The organism is Herbiconiux sp. SALV-R1 (assembly GCF_013113715.1).
Classification (GTDB): Bacteria; Actinomycetota; Actinomycetes; order Actinomycetales; family Microbacteriaceae; genus Herbiconiux.
The window spans coordinates 1672723-1692577 of the sequence record NZ_CP053344.1 but is presented as its reverse complement, the minus strand read 5'-3'; the positions used below and the strand labels follow the sequence as shown (position 1 = coordinate 1692577).

Sequence of the window (19855 nt, the reverse complement as noted above, 5' to 3'; positions counted from 1 at the left end):
GAGACATCCTTTAAAGCCGTCCAGAGAGACGGGGAAGGAGGTCGGTCGAGTGGCGCGTACAGTGCTGCAGCAGGCTGACATCACCCGGGCGTTGACTCGGATCTCGCACGAGATCCTGGAGTCCAACCGGGGGGCGAACGATCTCGTCGTCCTCGGCATCCCGACCAGGGGCGTTCTCCTCGCCGAGCGCGTGGCCCGCACGATCGCCGAGATCGAGGAGCGCGCCGGAAGCCCGGTCGACCCGGCTTCTCTGGTCGGCGCCCTCGACATCACGATGTACCGCGACGACCTGTCGCGGCAGCCCACGCGGTCGCCCGGCCCCACCCAGGTGCCCCGTCGCGGCATCGACGGCGCCACCGTCGTGCTCGTCGACGACGTGCTCTACTCGGGCCGCACCATCCGTGCCGCCCTCGACGCCCTGAACGACCTCGGCCGCCCGCGTGCCGTGCGCCTCGCGGTGCTGGTCGACCGCGGCCACCGCGAACTGCCCATCCGGGCCGACTTCGTGGGCAAGAACCTCCCCACCTCTCGCGAGGAGCGCATCAACGTGCGCCTCGCCGAGATCGACGACACCGAGGAGGTGACGATCGAAGGATGAGACACCTGCTCTCCACCCGCGATCTCTCCCGCGACGAGGCCGTGCAGATCCTCGACATCGCGGAGGACATGGCCGACGTGCAGCAGCGCGAGGTCAAGAAGCTGCCCACCCTCCGCGGCAAGACCGTGGTGAACCTGTTCTTCGAAGACTCCACCCGCACCCGCATCTCGTTCGAGGCGGCGGCGAAACGCCTCTCCGCCGACGTCATCAACTTCTCGGCGAAGGGCTCGAGCGTCTCGAAGGGCGAGTCGCTCAAAGACACCGCCCAGACCCTGGCGGCCATGGGGGCCGACGGCGTCGTCATCCGGCACTCCGCCTCCGGAGCCCCCCACGTGCTGGCGCAGAGCGACTGGATCGACGCGGGCGTCGTGAACGCCGGCGACGGCACCCACGAGCACCCCACCCAGGCGCTGCTCGACGCCTTCACCATGCGCCGGCGGCTTCACGGGGCGGGCAGTCGCGGCAAGGCGCTCGACGGCGTCTCCGTCGTGATCGTCGGCGACATCCTGCATTCCCGCGTGGCGCGGTCGAACCTGTGGCTGCTGCGCACCCTGGGCGCCGAGGTCACCTTCGTCGCACCGGCCACCCTCGTGCCCGTCGGCGTCGGCAGCTGGCCGGTCGAGGTGAGCTTCGACCTCGACCAGACGCTCGCCGACACACGGCCCGACGTGCTCATGATGCTGCGCATCCAGAGCGAGCGGATGAACGCCGCCTACTTCCCGTCTGCCCGCGAGTACGCCAGGCAGTGGGGGCTCGACGACGAGCGTCTGGCGGCCCTCGGCCCGGATAGCATTGTCATGCATCCCGGCCCCATGAACCGAGGCCTCGAGATCTCCGCGGGAGCGGCCGATTCGCCGCAGTCGACCGTGCTCGAGCAGGTCGCGAACGGGGTGTCCATCCGGATGGCGGTGCTCTACCTGCTGCTCTCCGGCGAACGAGAGGCCCACGCGTGAACGACAGCTCCCGCCACCTGCTGAAGGGCGCGACGCTCCCCGACGGCCGGGTGGCCGACATCCTCGTCGAGGGCGGCCGCATCGTCTCGACCGGGACGGATGCGCGCGGCGGCTCCGCGTCGACCGGCACCATCGTCGTCGACGCCGAGGGCCTCGTCGCCCTGCCCGGCCTCGTCGACCTGCACACCCACCTCCGCGAGCCCGGCTTCGAGCAGAGCGAGACCGTGCTCACCGGCACGCGCGCCGCCGCAGCCGGCGGCTTCACCGGGGTCTTCGCCATGGCGAACACCCTCCCTGTCTCCGACACCGCCGGTGTGGTCGAGCAGGTGCAGGCGCTCGGCGTGCAGGCGGGCTACGCCACCGTGCGCCCCATCGGCGCCGTGACCGTGGGCCTGGCCGGCGAGCGCCTCAGCGAGATCGGCGCCATGGCCCACTCGCGCGCCGCCGTGCGCGTGTTCTCCGACGACGGCAAGTGCGTTCACGACTCGCTGCTCATGCGGCGGGCGCTCGAGTACGTGAAGACCTTCGACGGCGTGATCGCGCAGCACGCGCAAGACCCGCGGCTCACCGAGAACGCTCAGATGAACGAAGGCGCCCTGAGCTCGGAGCTGGGCCTCAAGGGCTGGCCCGCGGTCGCCGAGGAGTCGATCATCGCCCGTGACGTGCTGCTCGCCGAGCACGTGGGGGCGCGGCTGCACATCTGCCACCTCTCCACCGCCGGGTCGGTCGACGTGGTGCGCTGGGCCAAGGCCCGCGGCATCCAGGTCACCGCCGAGGCCACCCCGCACCACCTGCTCCTGACCGAGGAGCTCATCCGCAGCTACGACGCCCGGTACAAGGTGAACCCGCCGCTGCGCCGTGACGAGGATGTGCGAGCGCTGCGCGAGGGGGTCGCCGACGGCACCATCGACATCATCGCCACCGACCACGCACCGCACCCGCGCGAGACCAAGGAGTGCGAGTGGGACGCCGCGGCGTTCGGCATGGTGGGGCTCGAGTCGGCCCTCCCCGTGGTGCAGACCGCGCTCGTCGACACCGGTCTGCTCGACTGGGCCGACGTCGCCCGCGTGCTCTCGAAGACGCCCGCGCGCATCGGGCGGCTGCACGACCACAGCCACTCCTTCGAGGAGGGGGCTCCCGCGAACATCGTGCTCGTCGACCCGTCGGCCTCGAGCGAGTTCACCCTCGACCGGCTGCCCGGCAAGAGCACGAACACCCCCTACGAGGGCGTGACCCTCTCGGGCAGCGTGCGGTGGACCTTCCACCACGGCTTTCCGACGCTCCGCGACGGCGTGCTCGCCCCGGTCGACGAGGCGGCCGCCCGGGCCGCCGGGGTGCCCGCCTGATGGAGCGGCTCATCCCAGGACTCCTCGTCACCGCCCTGGCGGTGCTCATCCTGCTCGCCATGGTGTGGGCCTGGCGCGGGCGTCGTCGCCGCCAGAGCGCGTTCGCCGCGCCCGCCGAGGTGCCCGCGGTCGAGGCCCGCGGCGCAGAGCTCGCCCGCGCATCCGTTCTCTACGTCGCCACCACGAAGGCGGGCGAGCCCCTCGAGCGGCTCACCATTCCCGGGCTGGCGTTCCGCGCCCGCGGCGAAGCCGCGGTCTACGAGCGCGGGGTGCTCATCTCCCTCCCCGGCGAGCCGGAGACCTTCGTGCCCCGCGACGCCGTCCGCTCCATCGGCACCTCCACCTGGGCCATCGACCGCGTCGTCGAGACCGGGGGACTGGTGCGCCTGGACTGGACCTACCCCTCCACCGACGGCCCCGCCGAGGTGGAGAGCTACCTCAGAGCCACCGAACTCGGAGACGCGCGCCGACTCATCGACGCCGCGAACTCGATCATCCCGCAACAGGAAGGAACCTCGTCGTGATCTCGATCGAACCCGCAGTGCTCGTGCTGGAAGACGGGCGACGCTACGAGGGCCGCGCCTACGGCGCCCGCGGACGCACGCTCGGCGAAGCCGTCTTCGCCACCGGCATGACCGGCTACCAGGAGACCCTCACCGACCCCTCCTACGCCGGGCAGATCGTCATGCAGACCGCCCCGCACATCGGCAACACCGGCGTGAACGACACCGACAAGGAGTCGTCGAAGATCTGGGTGGCCGGCTACGTGGTGCGCGACCCCTCCCGGGTGGTGTCGAACTTCCGCGCCCAGCGCTCGCTCGACGACGACCTCGCGACGGACGGGGTGGTCGGCATCGCCGGCATCGACACCCGCGCCGTCACCCGGCACCTGCGCAGCCTCGGCGCCATGCGCGCCGGCATCTTCTCGGGTGCCGACTACGAGCTCAACCCCACCGAGCAGCTCAACGCCGTGCGCAGCGGGGCCGAGATGGCCGGTCAGAAGCTCTCCACCGTGGTCTCCACCACGGAGCGCTACCAGGTGCCCGCCGTCGGCGAGCGCATCGGCTCCGTGGCCGTGCTCGACCTGGGAGTGAAGACCTCGACCCTCAACTACCTCGCCGAGCGCGGTTTCGACGTGGAGGTGCTGCCCGAGTCGGTCACGGTCGACGAGGTGCGGGCCCTCTCGCCCGACGCGCTGTTCTACAGCAACGGCCCCGGCGACCCCGAGGCCTCCGAGACCCACGTCGAGCTGCTGCGCGAGCTGCTGCGCGGCGGCCTGCCGTACTTCGGTATCTGCTTCGGCAACCAGCTGCTCGGCCGCGCGCTCGGCTTCGGCACCTACAAGCTGCCGTTCGGCCACCGCGGCATCAACCAGCCGGTGCTCGACAAGACCACCGGCCGGGTCGAGATCACCAGCCAGAACCACGGCTTCGCCGTCGACGCGCCCCGCGAGGGCGTCGTCGACTCGCCCGCCGGCCTCGGCCGGGTCGAGGTGAGCCACCTCAGCCTCAACGACGACGTGGTGGAGGGCATCCGCTGCCTCGACCTCGACGCCTTCTCGGTGCAGTACCACCCCGAGGCGGCGGCGGGCCCCCACGACTCCATGTACCTGTTCGACCGCTTCCGCGAGATGATCCTCTCGACGAAGACCGGCTCGCCCGCGCTCGACGCCGGCTTCGCCGAAGGCCCCTCCGAAGGAGACGACCAGTAATGCCCAAGAGAGACGACATCAAGAGCGTTCTCGTCATCGGCTCCGGCCCGATCGTGATCGGCCAGGCCTGCGAGTTCGACTACTCCGGCACCCAGGCCTGCCGGGTGCTCCGCGAGGAGGGCGTGCGCGTCATCCTGGTGAACTCGAACCCGGCGACCATCATGACCGACCCCGACTTCGCCGACGCCACCTACGTCGAGCCCATCACCTGGCAGGTGATCGAGTCGATCATCGCCAAGGAGAAGCCGGATGCGATCCTCCCGACGCTCGGCGGCCAGACCGCTCTGAACGCGGCGATCCAGCTGCACGAGCACGGCATCCTCGAGAAGTACGACGTCGAGCTCATCGGCGCGAACCTCGAGGCCATCAACAAGGGCGAAGACCGTCAGATCTTCAAGCAGCTGGTGATCGACGCCGGTGGCGACGTCGCCCGCTCCCACATCGCCCACACGGTGGAGGAGGCGGTCGAGTACGCCGAAGACCTCGGTTACCCGCTGGTCGTGCGCCCCTCGTTCACCATGGGCGGCCTCGGCTCCGGCTTCGCCTACAACGAGACCGAGCTCCGTCGCATCGTGGGCGACGGCCTGCACCAGAGCCCCACCACCGAGGTGCTCCTCGAGGAGTCGATCCTCGGCTGGAAGGAGTACGAGCTCGAGCTCATGCGCGACACCGCCGACAACACGGTCGTCGTCTGCTCGATCGAGAACGTCGACCCGGTCGGCGTGCACACCGGTGACTCGATCACCGTGGCGCCCGCGCTCACCCTCACCGACCGCGAGTACCAGCGGCTCCGCGATATCGGCATCGACATCATCCGCGCCGTGGGCGTCGACACCGGCGGCTGCAACATCCAGTTCGCCGTCGACCCCGCGAACGGCCGCGTCATCGTCATCGAGATGAACCCGCGCGTCTCGCGGTCGAGCGCGCTGGCGTCGAAGGCCACCGGCTTCCCGATCGCCAAGATCGCCGCGAAGCTGGCCATCGGCTACCGGCTCGACGAGATTCCGAACGACATCACCAAGGTGACCCCCGCATCCTTCGAGCCCACGCTCGACTACGTCGTCGTGAAGGTGCCCCGCTTCGCCTTCGAGAAGTTCCCGGCCGCCGACCCCACCCTCACCACCACCATGAAGTCGGTGGGTGAGGCGATGGCGATCGGCCGCAACTACACGCAGGCGCTGCAGAAGGCGCTGCGCTCGCTCGAGAAGCGCGGCTCCTCGTTCCACTGGGAGGGGGAGCCCGGCGACAAGGACGAGCTGCTCGCCATCGCCGCCGTGCCCACCGACGGCCGCATCGTCACCGTGCAGCAGGCGCTGCGCGCCGGCGCCACGATCGAGGAGGTCTTCGAGGCCACCAAGATCGACCCCTGGTTCATCGACCAGATCGTGCTCATCAACGAGGTGGCCGCGGCCATCCGCGCCTCCGAGAACGCCGACCACGCCATGTTCACGCTGGCGAAGCAGCACGGCTTCTCGGATGCGCAGATCGCGTCGCTCCGCGGCTTCGGCGAGAAAGACGTGCGCGAGGTGCGGCACATCCTCGGCATCCGCCCGGTCTACAAGACCGTCGACACCTGCGCGGGGGAGTTCCCGGCGCTCACGCCCTACCACTACTCCAGCTACGACCTCGAGACCGAGGTGGAGCCGTCGGAGGCGCGCAAGGTCGTCATCCTGGGCTCGGGCCCGAACCGCATCGGCCAGGGCGTGGAGTTCGACTACTCCTGCGTGCACGCCTCGTTCGCGCTCTCGGCTGCCGGGTTCGAGACCATCATGATCAACTGCAACCCCGAGACGGTCTCGACCGACTACGACACCAGCGACCGGCTCTACTTCGAGCCGCTCACCCTGGAGGACGTGCTCGAGGTCATCCACGCCGAGTCGCAGTCGGGCGAGCTCGTAGGCGTCGTCGTGCAGCTCGGCGGCCAGACCGCGCTGGGGCTCGCCAAGGGCCTGAAAGAGGCGGGAGTGCCCATCCTCGGCACCACCCCCGAGGCGATCGACCTGGCCGAGGAGCGCGGGCAGTTCGCCGGCATCCTCGACGCCGCCGGCATCCTCGCCCCGAAGAACGGCACCGCCGTCGACTACGAGTCGGCCGTGGCGGTGGCGGAGGGCATCGGCTTCCCGGTGCTCGTGCGCCCGAGCTACGTGCTCGGCGGCCGCGGCATGGAGATCGTCTACGACACCCCGTCGCTCGCCGACTACTTCGAGCGCATCGCCGGCCAGGGCATGGTGGGCCAGGCGAACCCGCTGCTGGTCGACCGCTTCCTCGACGACGCCATCGAGATCGACGTCGACGCGCTCTACGACGGCGAGCGCCTGTACGTCGGCGGCATCATGGAGCACCTCGAGGAGGCCGGTGTGCACTCCGGCGACTCGAGCTGCTCGCTGCCGCCCGTGACGCTCGGGCGTCAGCAGATCGACGCCGTGCGCGACGCCACCCTCGCCATCGCCGAGGGCATCGGCGTGCGGGGCCTGCTCAACGTGCAGTTCGCCATCGGCGCCGGCATCCTCTACGTGCTCGAGGCCAACCCGCGTGCCTCGCGCACCGTGCCGTTCGTCTCGAAGGCCCTCGGCATCCCGCTCGCCAAGGCCGCCTCGCGCGTCATGGTGGGCGCCTCCATCGCCTCGCTCATCGAGGAGGGGCTGCTGCCCGAGCAGGACGGCTCGGTCGTGCCCCTCGACTCCCCGGTCGCCGTGAAGGAGGCCGTGCTGCCGTTCAAGCGCTTCCGCACCAAAGACGGTCTCGTCGTCGACTCGGTGCTCGGCCCCGAGATGCGCTCCACGGGCGAGGTCATGGGCATCGACCGCGACTTCCCCCGGGCCTTCGCGAAGAGCCAGGATGCTGCCTACGGCGGCATGCCCACCTCCGGCACGGTCTTCGTGTCGGTGAGCGACCGCGACAAGCGCGCCATCGTGCTGCCGGTGCTCCGTCTGCAGCAGCTCGGCTTCGAGGTGCTCGCCACCGAGGGGACCGCCGAGGTGCTGAACCGCAACGGCATCCACGCCCGCGTCGTCGCGAAGCACTCCGAGGGAGTGCGCGCCGAGGGCGAGGGCGACGCCCCGGTGGAGACCATCGTCGACCTCATCAACGGCAACCGCGTCGACATCGTGGTGAACACGCCCTCGGGCCGTTCGGCCCGGGTCGACGGCTACGAGATCCGCGCCGCCGCCGTGGCCGCCGACAAGCCGCTGTTCACCACCATCGCGCAGCTCGGTGCGGCGGTCGCCTCGTTCGAGGCGCTCAGCGAGGGTCTCACCGTCACCTCGCTGCAGGAGTACGCGCTCGCCCGGAGCGCGCGCGGATGACGGCTCCCTTCGGCACCCGACTCGACTCGGTCTTCGGGTCGAAGGGGCACCTCTGCGTCGGCGTCGACCCGCACCCCTACCTCCTCACGGAGTGGGGGCTGCCGGTCGACGCCGCCGGGGTGCGCTCCTTCGGGCTCGCCGTGGTGGAGGCCGTGGCGGCGTCGGAGCGCGTGGGCATCGTGAAGCCGCAGGTGGCGTTCTTCGAGGCCTACGGCTCGGCCGGCTTCGCCGCCCTCGAAGACGTGCTCGCCGCGGCCCGCGACGCCGGGCTGCTCGTGATCGGCGACGCCAAGCGCGGCGACATCGGCTCGACGAACGACGGCTACGCCGCGGCGTGGCTCACGCCCGGCTCGCCGCTCGAGGTCGACGCCCTGACCGTCACCGCCTTCACGGGCGTGGGCGCTCTCGGCGGGCTGTTCGAGCGCGCCGAGGCCGCCGGCAAGGGCGCGTTCGTGCTGAGCGCGACCTCGAACCCCGAGTCACGGGGGCTGCAGACGGCGCGCACGGCAGGAGCATCCGGTGTCTCCGTATCGCGGCTCGTCGCCGACGAGGTGGCCGAGCGCAACGGCGACCGCACGAGGCTCGGTGACTTCGGGCTCGTGCTCGGGGCGACGAAGCGGCTCGACGACTACGGCTTCGCCGCCGACGCGCTGCGCACCCTCTCGACGACGCCCGTGCTCGCGCCGGGCTTCGGCTTCCAGGGCGCCGAGTTCCCGGCCATCCCGCACGTCTTCGGGCCGCTCGCGCCGAACACCGTGGTGAGCGTGTCGCGCAGCATCCTGCAGCACGGCGCCTCGGGGCTCGCCGGCGCCATCGCCAACGACGCGGATGCTCTGGCCGAGGTGATCGCATGAGGCCGCCCGAGGTCGACCGCGTCGCCGCCTCCCGCGCCGCCGTCGCCGCACGCCGGGCTCGCGCCGCCGTCAAGCGCGCCGTGAACGAGCGGCGGCTCAGCGCGCTCTCGGTGCTGCACACCGCGCTGGCGAGTTCGGAGAGCATCGAGGCCACCATGCGGGTGCGCGACCTGCTGCTCAGCATCCCCGGGCTCGGGCCCGTGCGGGTCGACCGGGTGATGACGCGGCTCGAGATCGCGTCGACCAAGCGCCTCTCCGGCCTCGGCGTGCACCAGCAGCTGCGGCTGCGCGAGTTCCTCGAGAAGCGGGCGCCCTCCGTCGTCGACACCGGGGAGAGCCGGCTGGTCGTGCTGGCCGGGCCGACCGCCGTGGGCAAGGGCACCGTGTCGACCTACATCAGGGAGAACTACCCCGAGGTGCTGCTGTCGGTGTCGGCGACCACGCGGGCGCCCCGGCCCGGTGAGGTCGACGGGGTGAGCTACTACTTCGTCGACGACGCCGAGTTCGACCGCATGATCGAGGCGGGCGAGTTCCTCGAGTGGGCGGTGGTGCACAACAAGTCGCGCTACGGCACGCCCCGGCCGCCCATCGATCGCGCCCTCGCCGAGGGCAGGAGCGTGCTGCTCGAGATCGACCTGCAGGGTGCACGCCAGGTGCGCGAGGCGATGCCCGAGGCGACGCTGGTGTTCCTGCTGCCCCCGAGCTGGGACGAACTGGTGCGCCGGCTCATCGGCCGCGGCACCGAAACGGCCGAGGAGCAGGAGCGCAGGCTCACCACCGCACGGGTCGAACTCGCCGCCCAGGACGAGTTCGATCACCGCGTCGTGAACACCGATGTCGAGGCCGCGGCGGCGGAGGTCGTAGAATTGATGCGGATTCAGAAGGCGAACGGCCTTCTCGGCAAGGAGTAAGCACACAATGCCCACCAACAAGCTCGGCATCATCGACCCGCCCATCGACGACCTGCTCGCCAAGGTCGACTCGAAGTACGCCCTGGTCATCTTCGCCTCGAAGCGCGCGCGTCAGATCAACGACTACTACGCCGACCTGCACGAGGGCAGCCTGTTCGACAACGTCGGCCCGCTGGTCGACTCGACCATCGACGACAAGCCGCTCTCGGTCGCCATGCACGAGATCAACGAGGACAAGCTCGAGATCCGTCCGGTTGCTCCCACCGAGTAGCACGCGCCGGGCGCACAAATGAATATCGTCGTCGGGATCACGGGTGGCATCGCGGCCTACAAGGCCGTGAACGTCATCCGTGGCCTCGTTCTGGCGGGCCACGACGTGCACGTGGTGGCCACCGAGGCCGCCCTGCGCTTCGTCGGCAGGCCGACGCTCGAGGCGCTCTCGCGCAACACCGTCAACACCGACCTCTACGAGGCCGTCGCCGAGGTGCGGCACGTGGCCATCGGCCAGGCCGCCGAGCTGGTGGTCATCGCCCCCGCCACGGCGAACACCATCGCGAAGCTCGCCGCCGGCATCGCCGACGACCTGCTCGGCAACACCGTGCTCGCCACCAAGGCGCCGGTCGTGATCGCGCCCGCCATGCACACCGAGATGTGGCAGAACCCGGCGACCGTCGCGAACGTGGAGCTGCTGCGCTCGCGCGGCGTGCACCTCGTCGGGCCCGTCAGCGGTCAGCTCACCGGCCGCGACTCGGGAGCGGGGCGGATGGCCGAGCCCGACGTCATCGTCGCCGAGGCACTGGCCGTCGCCTCGGGAACGGCCCGGCTACGCGACCTCGAGGGCGTGTCGGTGCTCGTCACCGCGGGCGGCACCCGGGAGCCGCTCGACCCCGTGCGCTACATCGGCAACCGGTCGAGCGGGCGGCAGGGGATCGCCCTCGCGGAGGCCGCGCGCGACCGCGGAGCGCGGGTCACGCTCGTCGCCGCGCACGTCGAGGTGCCGCTGCCCTCGGGCGTCGAGGTGGTGCGCGCCGAGACGGCGGCACGACTGCTCGAGGTCGTGAGCGACGTGGCACCGCGGCACGACGTCACGATCATGGCCGCCGCGGTCTCCGACTACCGCCCCGTCGCGGTCTCCGACGCCAAGATCAAGAAGGCGGCGACGGGGGAGCGGCTCACCCTCGAGCTGGTGCAGAACCCCGACATCCTGGCCACCATCTCGGCGGGCCCCCGGGGCGGGCGGCTCGTCGTCGGCTTCGCCGCCGAGACCGCCCCGAGCCGTGACGAGCTGCTCGAGCTCGGCCGCGCGAAGATCGCCCGCAAGGGCTGCGACTACCTCGTGGTGAACGGCGTGGGCTGGACGACGGGGTTCGCGACCGACGGCAACGAGGTCGTCGTGCTCGATGCGGCCGGGGATATAGTTTTCGAGGCCTCCGGAAGCAAGATGTCGGTGGCCGATGGCATCCTCGGGGTGTTCGCCCGAGCACGATCAGGAGCACAATGAGCCTTCGCCTCTTCACGTCAGAGTCCGTCACCGAGGGTCACCCCGACAAGATCTGCGACCAGATCTCCGACAGCATCCTCGACGCGCTCCTCACCGTCGACCCGCACTCGCGGGTGGCGGTCGAGACGCTCGTGACCACCGGGCTCGTGCACGTGGCGGGCGAGGTCACCACCAACGGCTACGTCGAGATCCCGGCCATCGTGCGGGAGAAGATCACCTCCATCGGCTACACCTCGAGCGACGTCTGGTTCGACGGCCGCTCCTGCGGCGTCTCCGTCTCGATCGGTGGCCAGTCGCCCGACATCGCCCAGGGCGTCGACAACGCCTTCGAGACCCGCGAGGGCAGCTCCACCGACGAGGTCGACCGCCAGGGCGCGGGCGACCAGGGCATCATGTTCGGCTACGCCACCACCGAGACCCCGCAGCTCATGCCGCTCCCCATCTGGCTGGCCCACCGCCTCTCGGCGCGTCTGGCCGAGGTGCGCAAGGAGGGGCTCGTCGACTACCTCAGGCCCGACGGCAAGACGCAGGTCACCATCGGGTACGACGGGGTCGTGCCGCGCACCGTCGACACCGTGGTGCTCTCCACCCAGCACGCCCCGAGCATCGGGCTCGACGACCTCCGCCGCGAGGTGGAGGAGCTCGTCATCAGGCCGGTGCTCGAAGCCGCCGAGGAGTCGGGGGTCGAACTGACCTCGCGCGACGCGCGCGTGCTCATCAACCCCACCGGCCGCTTCGAGATCGGCGGCCCGCAGGGCGACGCCGGCCTCACCGGCCGCAAGATCATCGTCGACACCTACGGCGGGGCGTCGCGTCACGGCGGCGGCGCGTTCAGCGGCAAAGACCCCTCGAAGGTCGACCGCTCGGGCGCCTACGCCATGCGCTGGGTGGCGAAGAACGCCGTGGCCGCCGGGCTCGCCGAGCGCCTCGAGGTGCAGATCGCCTACGCCATCGGCAAGGCCGCGCCCGTGGGCTTCTACGTCGAGAGCTTCGGCACCGGGAAGGTCTCCGACGAGGTCATCACGAAGGCCCTGCGCGAGGTCTTCGACCTCCGCCCCGCGGCGATCATCGAAGAGCTCGACCTGCTGCGGCCGATCTACGCGCGCACCGCGAGCTACGGGCACTTCGGCCGTGAACTCCCCGAGTTCACCTGGGAGCGCCTCGACCGCGTCGACGAGCTGCGCAGCGCCGCGGGCCTCTGACCGTGACGGGCGAGGTCGCACGCGACGTCGCCGGCGGTGTCATCGCCCGGGTGATGCTCGAGTCGCCGCTGCCGCAGCTCGATCGCCTGTTCGACTACCTGGTGCCGCCGGCGCTGCTCGCCGACGCGAAGCCGGGCGTGCGGGTGAAGGTGCCGCTGCGCTCCGCGGGGCGCACCGCGCGCGGCTTCATCATCGAGCTCGCACCCCACGAGCCCGGCGAGCGCACGCTGAGCGAGCTCGACGAGGTGGTGTCGTCACTGCCCGTGCTCACCCCCGAGGTGTGGGCGCTGGCGCGGCGGCTCGCCGACCGCGCGGCCGGCAGCGCCTGCGACATCGTGCGGCTCGCCGTGCCGCCGCGCTTCGTGCGGGTGGAGAAGGCGTTCGTCGCGGCGGAGGCCCAGCGGGCGGGCGGTGACGGCGAAGAGTCGGCAGGAGCATCCGTTCGCCCTGCACAGGGTGCCGACGCCCCGGGTTTCGCCCTGACGGGTTACTCCGAGAGCGACGGTAAGCACCTCGCCGAGCCGGGGGTGCGCAGTGCCGTCGACGCGGTCGCGACCGTCACGCAGCTCGGCGAGCACACCGTGGGGCACTGGGCCCTCACCGCGGCCGAGCTCGCCGCGCAGGTGCACCGTGGTGGCGAGTCGGTCATCGTGGCGGTTCCCGACCACCGCGACCAGACCATGGTCGAGCAGACGCTCGAGCACCTCGGGGTGGGTGACGCCGTGGTGCGGCTCGACGCACGCCAGGCCCGCAACGAACGCTACGCGAACTTCCTCACCGCGCTCGACGGCCGTCCGCACATCGTCGTCGGCAACCGCTCCAGCGTCTACGCACCCGTGTCGAAGCTCGGGCAGATCATCGTCTGGGACGAGGGCGACTCCCTGCAGAGCGAGCCGCTCGCGCCCTACGTGCACCTGCGCGACGCGGCGCTGGTGCGGCAGGAGCAGTCGGGCTGCCGACTCGCGTTCCTCTCGCACTCGCGCAGCACCGAGATCGAGCGGCTGGTCGAGCTCGCCTTCCTGCACCAGGTGTTCCCCGCCCCGAGGTACCTGCCGAAGGTCGTGCCCACCGCCGAGCAAGACGACGCGGATGCGCCCCAGAACGCCGCGCGCATCCCCCCGGCCGCCTGGGCCCTCGCCCGGGAGGCGCTGCAGCACGGCCCGGTGCTGGTGCAGGTGGCCCGGCCCGGGTACGCGCCCGTGCTGGCCTGTCAGAGCTGCTCGACCCCCGCATCCTGCACCGTCTGCGGCGGCCCGCTGCACGTGGCGCGCGCGGGGGAGCGCCCGAGCTGCACGCTGTGCGGCGCCATCGCGGTGAACTGGTCGTGCTCGCACTGCCAGGGCACGCGGCTGCGCTTCGCGTCGGTGGGGGCGGGCCGCACGGCCGACGAACTGGGGCGGGCCTTCCCCGGGGTGCGCGTCGTCGTCTCCGACGGCTCGCGCGAGGTGCTGAGCGTCGACGACAGGCCCGCGCTCGTCGTGGCGACCCGAGGGGCCGAGCCCGTGGCGAAGGGCGGCTACCGCGCCGTGCTGCTGCTCGACGGGCCGCGCATGCTGGCGCGCGAGTCGCTGCGTGTCGCCGAAGACTGCCTGCGCTGGTGGTCGAACGCGATAGCGCTCTCGGCGCCGCGCGCGGCCAACGTGCTGGTGGGGGTCGGCGGCGAGCTCGCCAAGGCGCTCGTCACCTGGCAGCAGGAGCAGGTCGCGAGCGCCGAGCTCGCCGACCGGCGGCGGCTGCGCTTCCCGCCCGCCGTGCGGCTGGCCACCGTCACGGGCGCTCCCGACACGGTGGCGGATGCGCTGGCCGAGCTGAAGAAGCTCGTCACCCCCGAGGAATGGGCCAAGATGGATACCCTCGGGCCGGTGCCGGCCGACGACGGGCTGGTGCGCTCCATCGTGCGGTTCGACTACGCGGTGGGGGGCGCCGTGGCGCGGCACCTCAGGGCGCTCGTGGTGAAGAACGCCACGACCCGGCGGCGCAAGACCGGTTCGGGGGGCTTCCGGCCCGCGCCGACCCTGCGCGTACGCCTCGACGATTCGGAGATCATGGAATGAAACTCGTCTTCGCGGGCACGCCCGCCGTCGCGGTTCCCGCCCTCGAGCGGCTCGCCGAGGGGCACGAGGTCGCTGCCGTGGTCACGCGGCCCGACGCGCCGCTCGGGCGCAAGCGCGTGCTCACCCCGTCACCAGTGGCGGAGGCCGCCGAGCGGCTGGGGCTGCCCGTCATCAAGGCGGCGCGGCTGGACGCCGACGCAACGGCGTCGATCAGTGCGTTGGGGGCGGAGCTCGGCGTCATCGTCGCCTACGGCGGGCTGGTACGCGAGCCCCTGCTCTCCGCGCCCGCCCGGGGGTGGGTGAACCTGCACTTCTCGCTGCTGCCGCGCTGGCGCGGAGCCGCGCCCGTGCAGTGGAGCATCATCGCGGGCGACCGGGAGACCGGCGCCACCGTGTTCCAGCTCCAGCCCGGCCTCGACGACGGGCCCGTCTGGTCGACGACGCGCACGGCCATCGCGCCGCACGAGACGGCGGGCACCCTGCTCGGGAGGCTCGCCCTCTCGGGCGCCGAGCAGCTCGCCGCGACCGTCGACGTCATCGCGGCGGGGGAGAGCGCCCCCGTCGAGCAGAGCGGCGAGGTCACGCTCGCGCCGAAGCTCTCGATCGACGACGCCCGCCTCGACTTCGGTGAGCCGGCCGACCAGGTGTACGACCGCATCCGGGGCGTGACACCGGAGCCGGGAGCGTTCACCGAGATCGACGGTGCGCGCCTGAAGATCCACGACGCGGCGCCCGTGCGAGACCACCCGCGGCTCGACCCTGGGGTCATCGAGGCGCGCCAGGGGGAGGTGCTCGTCGGCACCGCCACCGAACCGCTGCGGCTCATCAGCGTGCAGCCCGCCGGCAAGAAGAGCATGGCGGCCGCCGACTGGTGGCGCGGCCAGAACGTCGAGAGGATGATCGCCCGATGAGCGAGACGACGCCCGCCCGAGGTGACGGAGGTCGCCGCCGAGAGCCCCGCCGGCAGGGACCCCAGCGGCGGAAGCCCGCGACGCCCCGGCCCGGCCCCTCCGAGGTGCAGCCGGCGCGGAGGATCGCTCGCGAGGTCATCGAGGCGGTGCGCGCCGACGACGCCTACGCGAACCTGCTGCTGCCCGGCAAGATCGCCGCTGCCGGGCTGGCGCCCGCCGACGCCGCACTGGCCACCGAGCTGACGTACGGCACCCTGCGCCTGCGCGGCTACTACGACGCCGTCATCGAGCGGGCCTCCGGACGGCCCATCGACGAGATCGACGGAGCGGTCCGCGACGTGCTCGAGCTCGGGGCGCACCAGATCCTGTCGATGCGCGTGGCGCAGCACGCCGCCGTGAACGAGTCGGTGGAGCTCGCCCGCCAGGTGGCGTCGCGCTCGGCGACGGGGTTCGTGAACGGGGTGCTGCGCGCCATCACCCGCACCGCGCCCGAGGCGTGGGTCGCTCAGCTCACCGAGGGCGCCGGGAGCGACGACGAGAGGCTCGCCCTCGCGACCTCGCACCCCGCGTGGGTGGTGCGGGCGTTCCGGCGGGCCCTGGTGGCCGACGGGGTGGCCGCCGACGCGGTCGCCGCCGAGCTCGACGACCTGCTGCAGGCCGACAACACGCCGGCGCGGCTCAGCCTGGCCGGGCTGCCGGGGCTCTACGCCGGCAGCGACGCGGAGTCGGGGCTGCAGCCCGCGGCACTCTCGCCGATCGGCTTCGTGGCCCCCTCCGGAGACCCGGCGGGCCTTGCCGCCGTGCGCGAGGGCGTGCTCCGGGTGCAGGACGAAGGCTCCCAGCTCGCCGCGCTCGCCCTCTCCCGGGCGCGCGACATCGACGAAGGCGAGCGCTGGCTCGACCTCTGTGCCGGCCCCGGTGGCAAGACCGCCGTGCTCGCCGCGGAGGCGCGCCTGGCGGGCGCCACCGTCGTCGCCAACGAGCCGGTGCCCGCCCGCGCCGGCCTCGTGCGCCGCGCCGTCGCCGCCGTGCCCGAGGCCCCCACGGTGTGGGAACGCGACGGCACGACCATCGGCGACTCCGAGCGCGAGGCCTTCGACCGCATCCTTGTCGACGCACCCTGCACGGGTCTCGGCGCCCTGCGTCGTCGCCCCGAGGCGCGCTGGCGCAAGACCCCGGCCGACGTGGCCGAGCTCGTGGCCCTGCAGCAGGCGCTCCTCGACTCGGCGGTGAAGGCGCTGAAGCCCGGCGGCCTCCTCGCCTACGTCACCTGCTCACCCCACGTCGCCGAGACCCGCGGCCAGGTGCAGGGCCTCCTCCGCCGCTGGCCCGACGAGCTCACCCAGCTCGACACCCAGGCGGTCCTCCGCGACGTCGCCGGCGACACCCTCACCCTCGGCGCCCCCGACCCCGCCGCCCAACTCTGGCCCCACCGCAACACCACCGACGCCATGTTCATCGCCCTCTTCGAGAAGACCCCCTGATCTGATAGCGCCTTCCTGCGCGAGGCATGCCGTGATATCGTGGGATATCCGAGCGAAAGGAGTGTGATGTCCGATCTGCTCATCCGCGACGTCCCCGATGATGTCGTCGCCGATATCGACGCCCAGGCAGCAGTCCTCGGTCTCTCCCGAGCCGAGTACGTTCGCCGTCAGCTCATCAGCGAGGCCAGGCGAGTCAAGTCGACCGTGACCGTCGACGATCTCGTGCGCTCGGAGAAGCTGTTCTCCGGGCTCCTCGACGACGACCTCATGAACGACGCCTGGCGATGACCGAGTGGCTCATCGACAAGTCGGCACTCGCACGGCTGTCCGTGAGTGAAGACCCCGCTCTCTGGGCCGAGCGAATCGAGCGCGGCCTGGTGCACATCTGCGTGGTCACCAGGCTCGAACTCGGGTACTCCGCCCGATCGGGAGCTGACTTCGCCTCGATCTTCCAGCTGCCTCCGGTCTCGTCTCTGATCGTCGCGAATCTCACCCCGGCGATCGAGGAACGTGCGCATCAGGTGCAGGGCTTCCTCGCCGACCGGGGCCTCCACAGGTCGGCGTCGCTCGCCGATCTGCTCATCGCGGCGACGGCGGAGGCGTCGCGTCTCACGGTGCTGCATCTCGACAAAGACTTCGACCTCATCGCGGGGCTCACGGGTCAGGAGGTCGAGCGGCTGGCGCTGGCGGATGGGTGACGGCGCGGGAGGGGGCTTCGGCACCGGTACCCTGGTGGGGTGAAGACTTTCGACGAGCTGTTCCTCGAGCTCTCCGTGAAGGCCGTCGAGCGGCCTGACGGGTCCGGTACCGTGCGCGAGCTCGATGCCGGTGTGCACACCATCGGCAAGAAGATCGTCGAGGAGGCCGCCGAGGTGTGGATGGCCGCCGAGTACGAGTCCGACGAGAACACCGCCGAGGAGATCTCGCAGCTGCTGTACCACCTGCAGGTGCTGATGCTCGCCAAGGGCCTGACGCCCACCGACGTCTACCGACATCTCTGACGAGGCCCGGCAGAGCCCGATCTGCGCGCGATCTCACCCGACTCCCTCGAAAGACCCCAGAATGCTCAAGATCGCGGTGCCCAACAAGGGCTCCCTCTCCGACACCGCCGCCCAGATGCTCGCCGAGGCGGGCTACCACGGGCGTCGCGACTCCCGTGAACTCGTCACCGCCGACCCGCGCAACGGCGTCGAGTTCTTCTACCTGCGCCCGCGCGACATCGCCACCTACGTCGGCTCCGGCGCCCTCGACGTGGGCATCACCGGCCGCGACCTGCTGCTCGACTCCGAGTCGCCCGCCACCGAGGTCGCGGCTCTGCTCTTCGGCGAGTCGACCTTCCGCTTCGCCCGCCCCCAGGGCACGGCGATCGAGCTCGCCGACCTGCAGGGTGCCCGGGTCGCCACCAGCTACCCCGGCCTCGTCGGCGCCTTCCTGAAGAGCCACGGCATCACCACGAGCCTGGTGCGCCTCGACGGCGCCGTCGAATCCGCGGTGCGCCTGGGCGTCGCGGATGCGGTGGCCGACGTGGTCTCCACCGGCGGCACCCTGAAGAAGGCCGGCCTCGAGATCTTCGGCCCCGTCATCCTCGAATCGACCGCCGTGCTCATCAGCTCGGGCTCCGAGCACCCCGGTGCGGAGACGCTGCTGCGCCGCCTGCAGGGTGTGCTCGTGGCCCGCCAGTACGTGCTGATGGACTACGACGTGCCCGTCGCCCAGCTCGACGAGGCGGTCGCGCTGACCCCCGGCATCGAGTCGCCCACGGTCTCGCCGCTGCACGACCGCGACTGGGTCGCCGTGCGCGCCATGGTGCCGCGCACCGACACCAACCAGGTGATGGACGCGCTGTACGCCGTCGGCGCCCGGGCCATCCTGGTCAGCCCGATCCACGCGGCGAGGATCTGATGTCGCTCGCCGTACGCGTCATCCCCTGCCTCGACGTGGCGGCCGGCCGCGTCGTGAAGGGCGTGAACTTCGAGAACCTGCGCGACGCCGGCGACCCCGTCGAGCTCGCGAAGCTCTACTCCGAGCAGGGCGCCGACGAGCTCACCTTCCTCGACGTCACCGCCACCGTCGACGACCGGGCCACCATGTACGACGTGGTGCGCCAGACGGCCGAGCAGGTCTTCATCCCGCTCACGGTCGGCGGGGGAGTGCGCTCCGACGCCGACGTGGCGCGCCTGCTCGCCTCGGGCGCCGACAAGGTGGGCGTGAACAGCGCCGCCATCGCCCGCCCCCAGCTCATCGACGAGATCGCCGACCGCTTCGGCGCGCAGGTGCTCGTGCTCTCGCTCGACGTCAAGCGCACCGCGGAGCCCGGTCGCACGCCCTCGGGCTTCGTGGTCACGACGCACGGCGGCCGCCGCGAGACCGAGCTCGACGCCCTGGAGTGGGCCGAGGAGGCGATCCGCCGCGGAGCGGGGGAGCTCCTCGTCAACTCCATCGACGCCGACGGCACCAAAGACGGCTTCGACCTCGAGCTGGTGCGCCTCATGCGCGAGGTGAGCAGCGTTCCCGTCATCGCCTCGGGCGGAGCGGGAGCGGTGGAGCACTTCGGCCAGGCCGTCGCAGCGGGCGCGGATGCGGTGCTCGCCGCATCCGTCTTCCACCTGCGCGAGATGACGGTGGGCCAGGTCAAGGACGAGCTGAGACGAGAAGGGGTGGTCGTGCGATGAGCGTCGACGACGTGCTCGAGCGGGTGACCTTCGACGAGAAGGGACTCCTCCCCGCCATCATCCAGCAGTGGGACACCAAGGAGGTGCTCATGCTCGGCTACATGAACGCCGAGGCGCTGCGCCGCACCCTCACCGAGGGCCGGGTGACCTTCTGGTCGCGGTCGCGCCAGGAGTACTGGCGCAAGGGGGACACCTCGGGCCACGTGCAGTACGTGAAGAGCGCGGCCCTCGACTGCGATGCCGACACGCTCCTCGTCGAGGTCGACCAGATCGGCGCCGCATGCCACACGGGCGCGCGCCGCTGCTTCGACGTCGACCCGCTCGAGCCCGTCGTGCTGGTGGGAGACTCGTAG

At 71.6% G+C, this 19855-nt stretch carries 20 protein-coding genes; all 20 read left to right on the top strand.

Translation table 11 applies throughout. The features are described 5' to 3' along the window. Positions 1–49: 49 nt before the first annotated feature. A complete protein-coding gene (gene pyrR, locus HL652_RS08165) occupies positions 50–598 on the top strand; it encodes a bifunctional pyr operon transcriptional regulator/uracil phosphoribosyltransferase PyrR (protein WP_253743727.1) in 549 nt (182 codons plus the stop codon). Continuing rightward, positions 595–1551 carry an aspartate carbamoyltransferase catalytic subunit gene (locus HL652_RS08160; RefSeq protein WP_171704874.1) on the top strand — a complete coding sequence of 319 codons (957 nt, stop codon included), beginning with the start codon at positions 595–597 and terminating at the stop codon, positions 1549–1551. Before pyrR ends, HL652_RS08160 begins: the two co-directional genes overlap by 4 nt. Then, a complete protein-coding gene (locus tag HL652_RS08155) occupies positions 1548–2897 on the top strand; it encodes a dihydroorotase (protein ID WP_171704873.1) in 1350 nt (449 codons plus the stop codon). Before HL652_RS08160 ends, HL652_RS08155 begins: the two co-directional genes overlap by 4 nt. Next, positions 2897–3421 carry a PH-like domain-containing protein gene (locus HL652_RS08150; RefSeq protein ID WP_171704872.1) on the top strand — a complete coding sequence of 175 codons (525 nt, stop codon included), beginning with the start codon at positions 2897–2899 and terminating at the stop codon, positions 3419–3421. The genes HL652_RS08155 and HL652_RS08150 overlap by 1 nt, the downstream gene beginning before the upstream one ends. Next, the gene (gene carA / locus HL652_RS08145) at positions 3421–4608 is read left to right on the top strand and encodes a glutamine-hydrolyzing carbamoyl-phosphate synthase small subunit (protein ID WP_371743638.1); all 1188 of its coding nucleotides are present in this window, start codon (positions 3421–3423) and stop codon (positions 4606–4608) included. Before HL652_RS08150 ends, carA begins: the two co-directional genes overlap by 1 nt. After that, positions 4608–7913: a carbamoyl-phosphate synthase large subunit gene (gene carB / locus HL652_RS08140; RefSeq protein ID WP_171704871.1), complete on the top strand. Its 3306-nt coding sequence runs from the start codon at positions 4608–4610 to the stop codon at positions 7911–7913. Before carA ends, carB begins: the two co-directional genes overlap by 1 nt. After that, entirely contained in the window at positions 7910–8767 is an 858-nt protein-coding gene (gene pyrF, locus HL652_RS08135) for an orotidine-5'-phosphate decarboxylase (RefSeq protein ID WP_171704870.1), read from the top strand. Before carB ends, pyrF begins: the two co-directional genes overlap by 4 nt. After that, a complete protein-coding gene (gene gmk, locus HL652_RS08130; protein WP_171704869.1) occupies positions 8764–9678 on the top strand; it encodes a guanylate kinase in 915 nt (304 codons plus the stop codon). Before pyrF ends, gmk begins: the two co-directional genes overlap by 4 nt. Positions 9679–9685: 7 nt before the next feature. Beyond that, the gene (gene rpoZ / locus HL652_RS08125) at positions 9686–9949 is read left to right on the top strand and encodes a DNA-directed RNA polymerase subunit omega (RefSeq protein ID WP_171704868.1); all 264 of its coding nucleotides are present in this window, start codon (positions 9686–9688) and stop codon (positions 9947–9949) included. A gap of 18 nt (positions 9950–9967) precedes the next feature. Beyond that, positions 9968–11179, top strand: a complete 1212-nt coding sequence (gene coaBC, locus HL652_RS08120; RefSeq protein WP_171704867.1) for a bifunctional phosphopantothenoylcysteine decarboxylase/phosphopantothenate--cysteine ligase CoaBC — start codon at positions 9968–9970, stop codon at positions 11177–11179. Beyond that, a complete protein-coding gene (gene metK, locus HL652_RS08115; protein ID WP_171704866.1) occupies positions 11176–12381 on the top strand; it encodes a methionine adenosyltransferase in 1206 nt (401 codons plus the stop codon). Before coaBC ends, metK begins: the two co-directional genes overlap by 4 nt. A gap of 2 nt (positions 12382–12383) precedes the next feature. Continuing rightward, the gene (locus tag HL652_RS08110) at positions 12384–14435 is read left to right on the top strand and encodes a primosomal protein N' family DNA-binding protein (protein ID WP_371743609.1); all 2052 of its coding nucleotides are present in this window, start codon (positions 12384–12386) and stop codon (positions 14433–14435) included. Continuing rightward, positions 14432–15346: a methionyl-tRNA formyltransferase gene (fmt, locus tag HL652_RS08105; protein ID WP_171704865.1), complete on the top strand. Its 915-nt coding sequence runs from the start codon at positions 14432–14434 to the stop codon at positions 15344–15346. Before HL652_RS08110 ends, fmt begins: the two co-directional genes overlap by 4 nt. Then, the gene (locus tag HL652_RS08100) at positions 15343–16830 is read left to right on the top strand and encodes an RsmB/NOP family class I SAM-dependent RNA methyltransferase (RefSeq protein ID WP_171704864.1); all 1488 of its coding nucleotides are present in this window, start codon (positions 15343–15345) and stop codon (positions 16828–16830) included. Before fmt ends, HL652_RS08100 begins: the two co-directional genes overlap by 4 nt. A 66-nt stretch (positions 16831–16896) precedes the next feature. Continuing rightward, positions 16897–17118 (top strand): type II toxin-antitoxin system VapB family antitoxin, encoded by a 222-nt coding sequence (vapB, locus tag HL652_RS08095; RefSeq protein ID WP_171704863.1) that lies wholly within the window; start codon positions 16897–16899, stop codon positions 17116–17118. Then, positions 17115–17528 (top strand): PIN domain nuclease, encoded by a 414-nt coding sequence (locus tag HL652_RS08090; RefSeq protein WP_171704862.1) that lies wholly within the window; start codon positions 17115–17117, stop codon positions 17526–17528. The genes vapB and HL652_RS08090 overlap by 4 nt, the downstream gene beginning before the upstream one ends. 39 nt (positions 17529–17567) lie before the next feature. Continuing rightward, positions 17568–17831: a phosphoribosyl-ATP diphosphatase gene (locus HL652_RS08085; protein ID WP_171704861.1), complete on the top strand. Its 264-nt coding sequence runs from the start codon at positions 17568–17570 to the stop codon at positions 17829–17831. 61 nt (positions 17832–17892) lie between these two features. Then, on the top strand, positions 17893–18732 hold the full coding sequence (gene hisG / locus HL652_RS08080) for an ATP phosphoribosyltransferase (protein ID WP_171704860.1): 840 nt from the start codon (positions 17893–17895) through the stop codon (positions 18730–18732). Then, a complete protein-coding gene (gene hisF / locus HL652_RS08075; RefSeq protein ID WP_171704859.1) occupies positions 18732–19502 on the top strand; it encodes an imidazole glycerol phosphate synthase subunit HisF in 771 nt (256 codons plus the stop codon). Before hisG ends, hisF begins: the two co-directional genes overlap by 1 nt. Further along, positions 19499–19855, top strand: coding sequence for a phosphoribosyl-AMP cyclohydrolase (hisI, locus tag HL652_RS08070; RefSeq protein ID WP_171704858.1), 357 nt, complete (start codon positions 19499–19501; stop codon positions 19853–19855). The genes hisF and hisI overlap by 4 nt, the downstream gene beginning before the upstream one ends.

Excerpts from the sequence above, each read along its gene's own strand:
- HL652_RS08160 (WP_171704874.1), top strand. The coding sequence starts at position 595 with ATGAGACACCTGCTCTCCACCCGCGATCTCTCCCGCGACGAGGCCGTG.
- coaBC (WP_171704867.1), top strand. The coding sequence starts at position 9,968 with ATGAATATCGTCGTCGGGATCACGGGTGGCATCGCGGCCTACAAGGCC.
- gmk (WP_171704869.1), top strand. The coding sequence starts at position 8,764 with ATGAGGCCGCCCGAGGTCGACCGCGTCGCCGCCTCCCGCGCCGCCGTC.
- vapB (WP_171704863.1), top strand. The coding sequence starts at position 16,897 with ATGTCCGATCTGCTCATCCGCGACGTCCCCGATGATGTCGTCGCCGAT.
- HL652_RS08090 (WP_171704862.1), top strand. The coding sequence starts at position 17,115 with ATGACCGAGTGGCTCATCGACAAGTCGGCACTCGCACGGCTGTCCGTG.
- hisI (WP_171704858.1), top strand. The coding sequence starts at position 19,499 with ATGAGCGTCGACGACGTGCTCGAGCGGGTGACCTTCGACGAGAAGGGA.
- pyrF (WP_171704870.1), top strand. The coding sequence starts at position 7,910 with ATGACGGCTCCCTTCGGCACCCGACTCGACTCGGTCTTCGGGTCGAAG.
- metK (WP_171704866.1), top strand. The coding sequence starts at position 11,176 with ATGAGCCTTCGCCTCTTCACGTCAGAGTCCGTCACCGAGGGTCACCCC.
- HL652_RS08150 (WP_171704872.1), top strand. The coding sequence starts at position 2,897 with ATGGAGCGGCTCATCCCAGGACTCCTCGTCACCGCCCTGGCGGTGCTC.
- hisF (WP_171704859.1), top strand. The coding sequence starts at position 18,732 with ATGTCGCTCGCCGTACGCGTCATCCCCTGCCTCGACGTGGCGGCCGGC.
- rpoZ (WP_171704868.1), top strand. The coding sequence starts at position 9,686 with ATGCCCACCAACAAGCTCGGCATCATCGACCCGCCCATCGACGACCTG.
- HL652_RS08100 (WP_171704864.1), top strand. The coding sequence starts at position 15,343 with ATGAGCGAGACGACGCCCGCCCGAGGTGACGGAGGTCGCCGCCGAGAG.
- hisG (WP_171704860.1), top strand. The coding sequence starts at position 17,893 with ATGCTCAAGATCGCGGTGCCCAACAAGGGCTCCCTCTCCGACACCGCC.
- carB (WP_171704871.1), top strand. The coding sequence starts at position 4,608 with ATGCCCAAGAGAGACGACATCAAGAGCGTTCTCGTCATCGGCTCCGGC.
- fmt (WP_171704865.1), top strand. The coding sequence starts at position 14,432 with ATGAAACTCGTCTTCGCGGGCACGCCCGCCGTCGCGGTTCCCGCCCTC.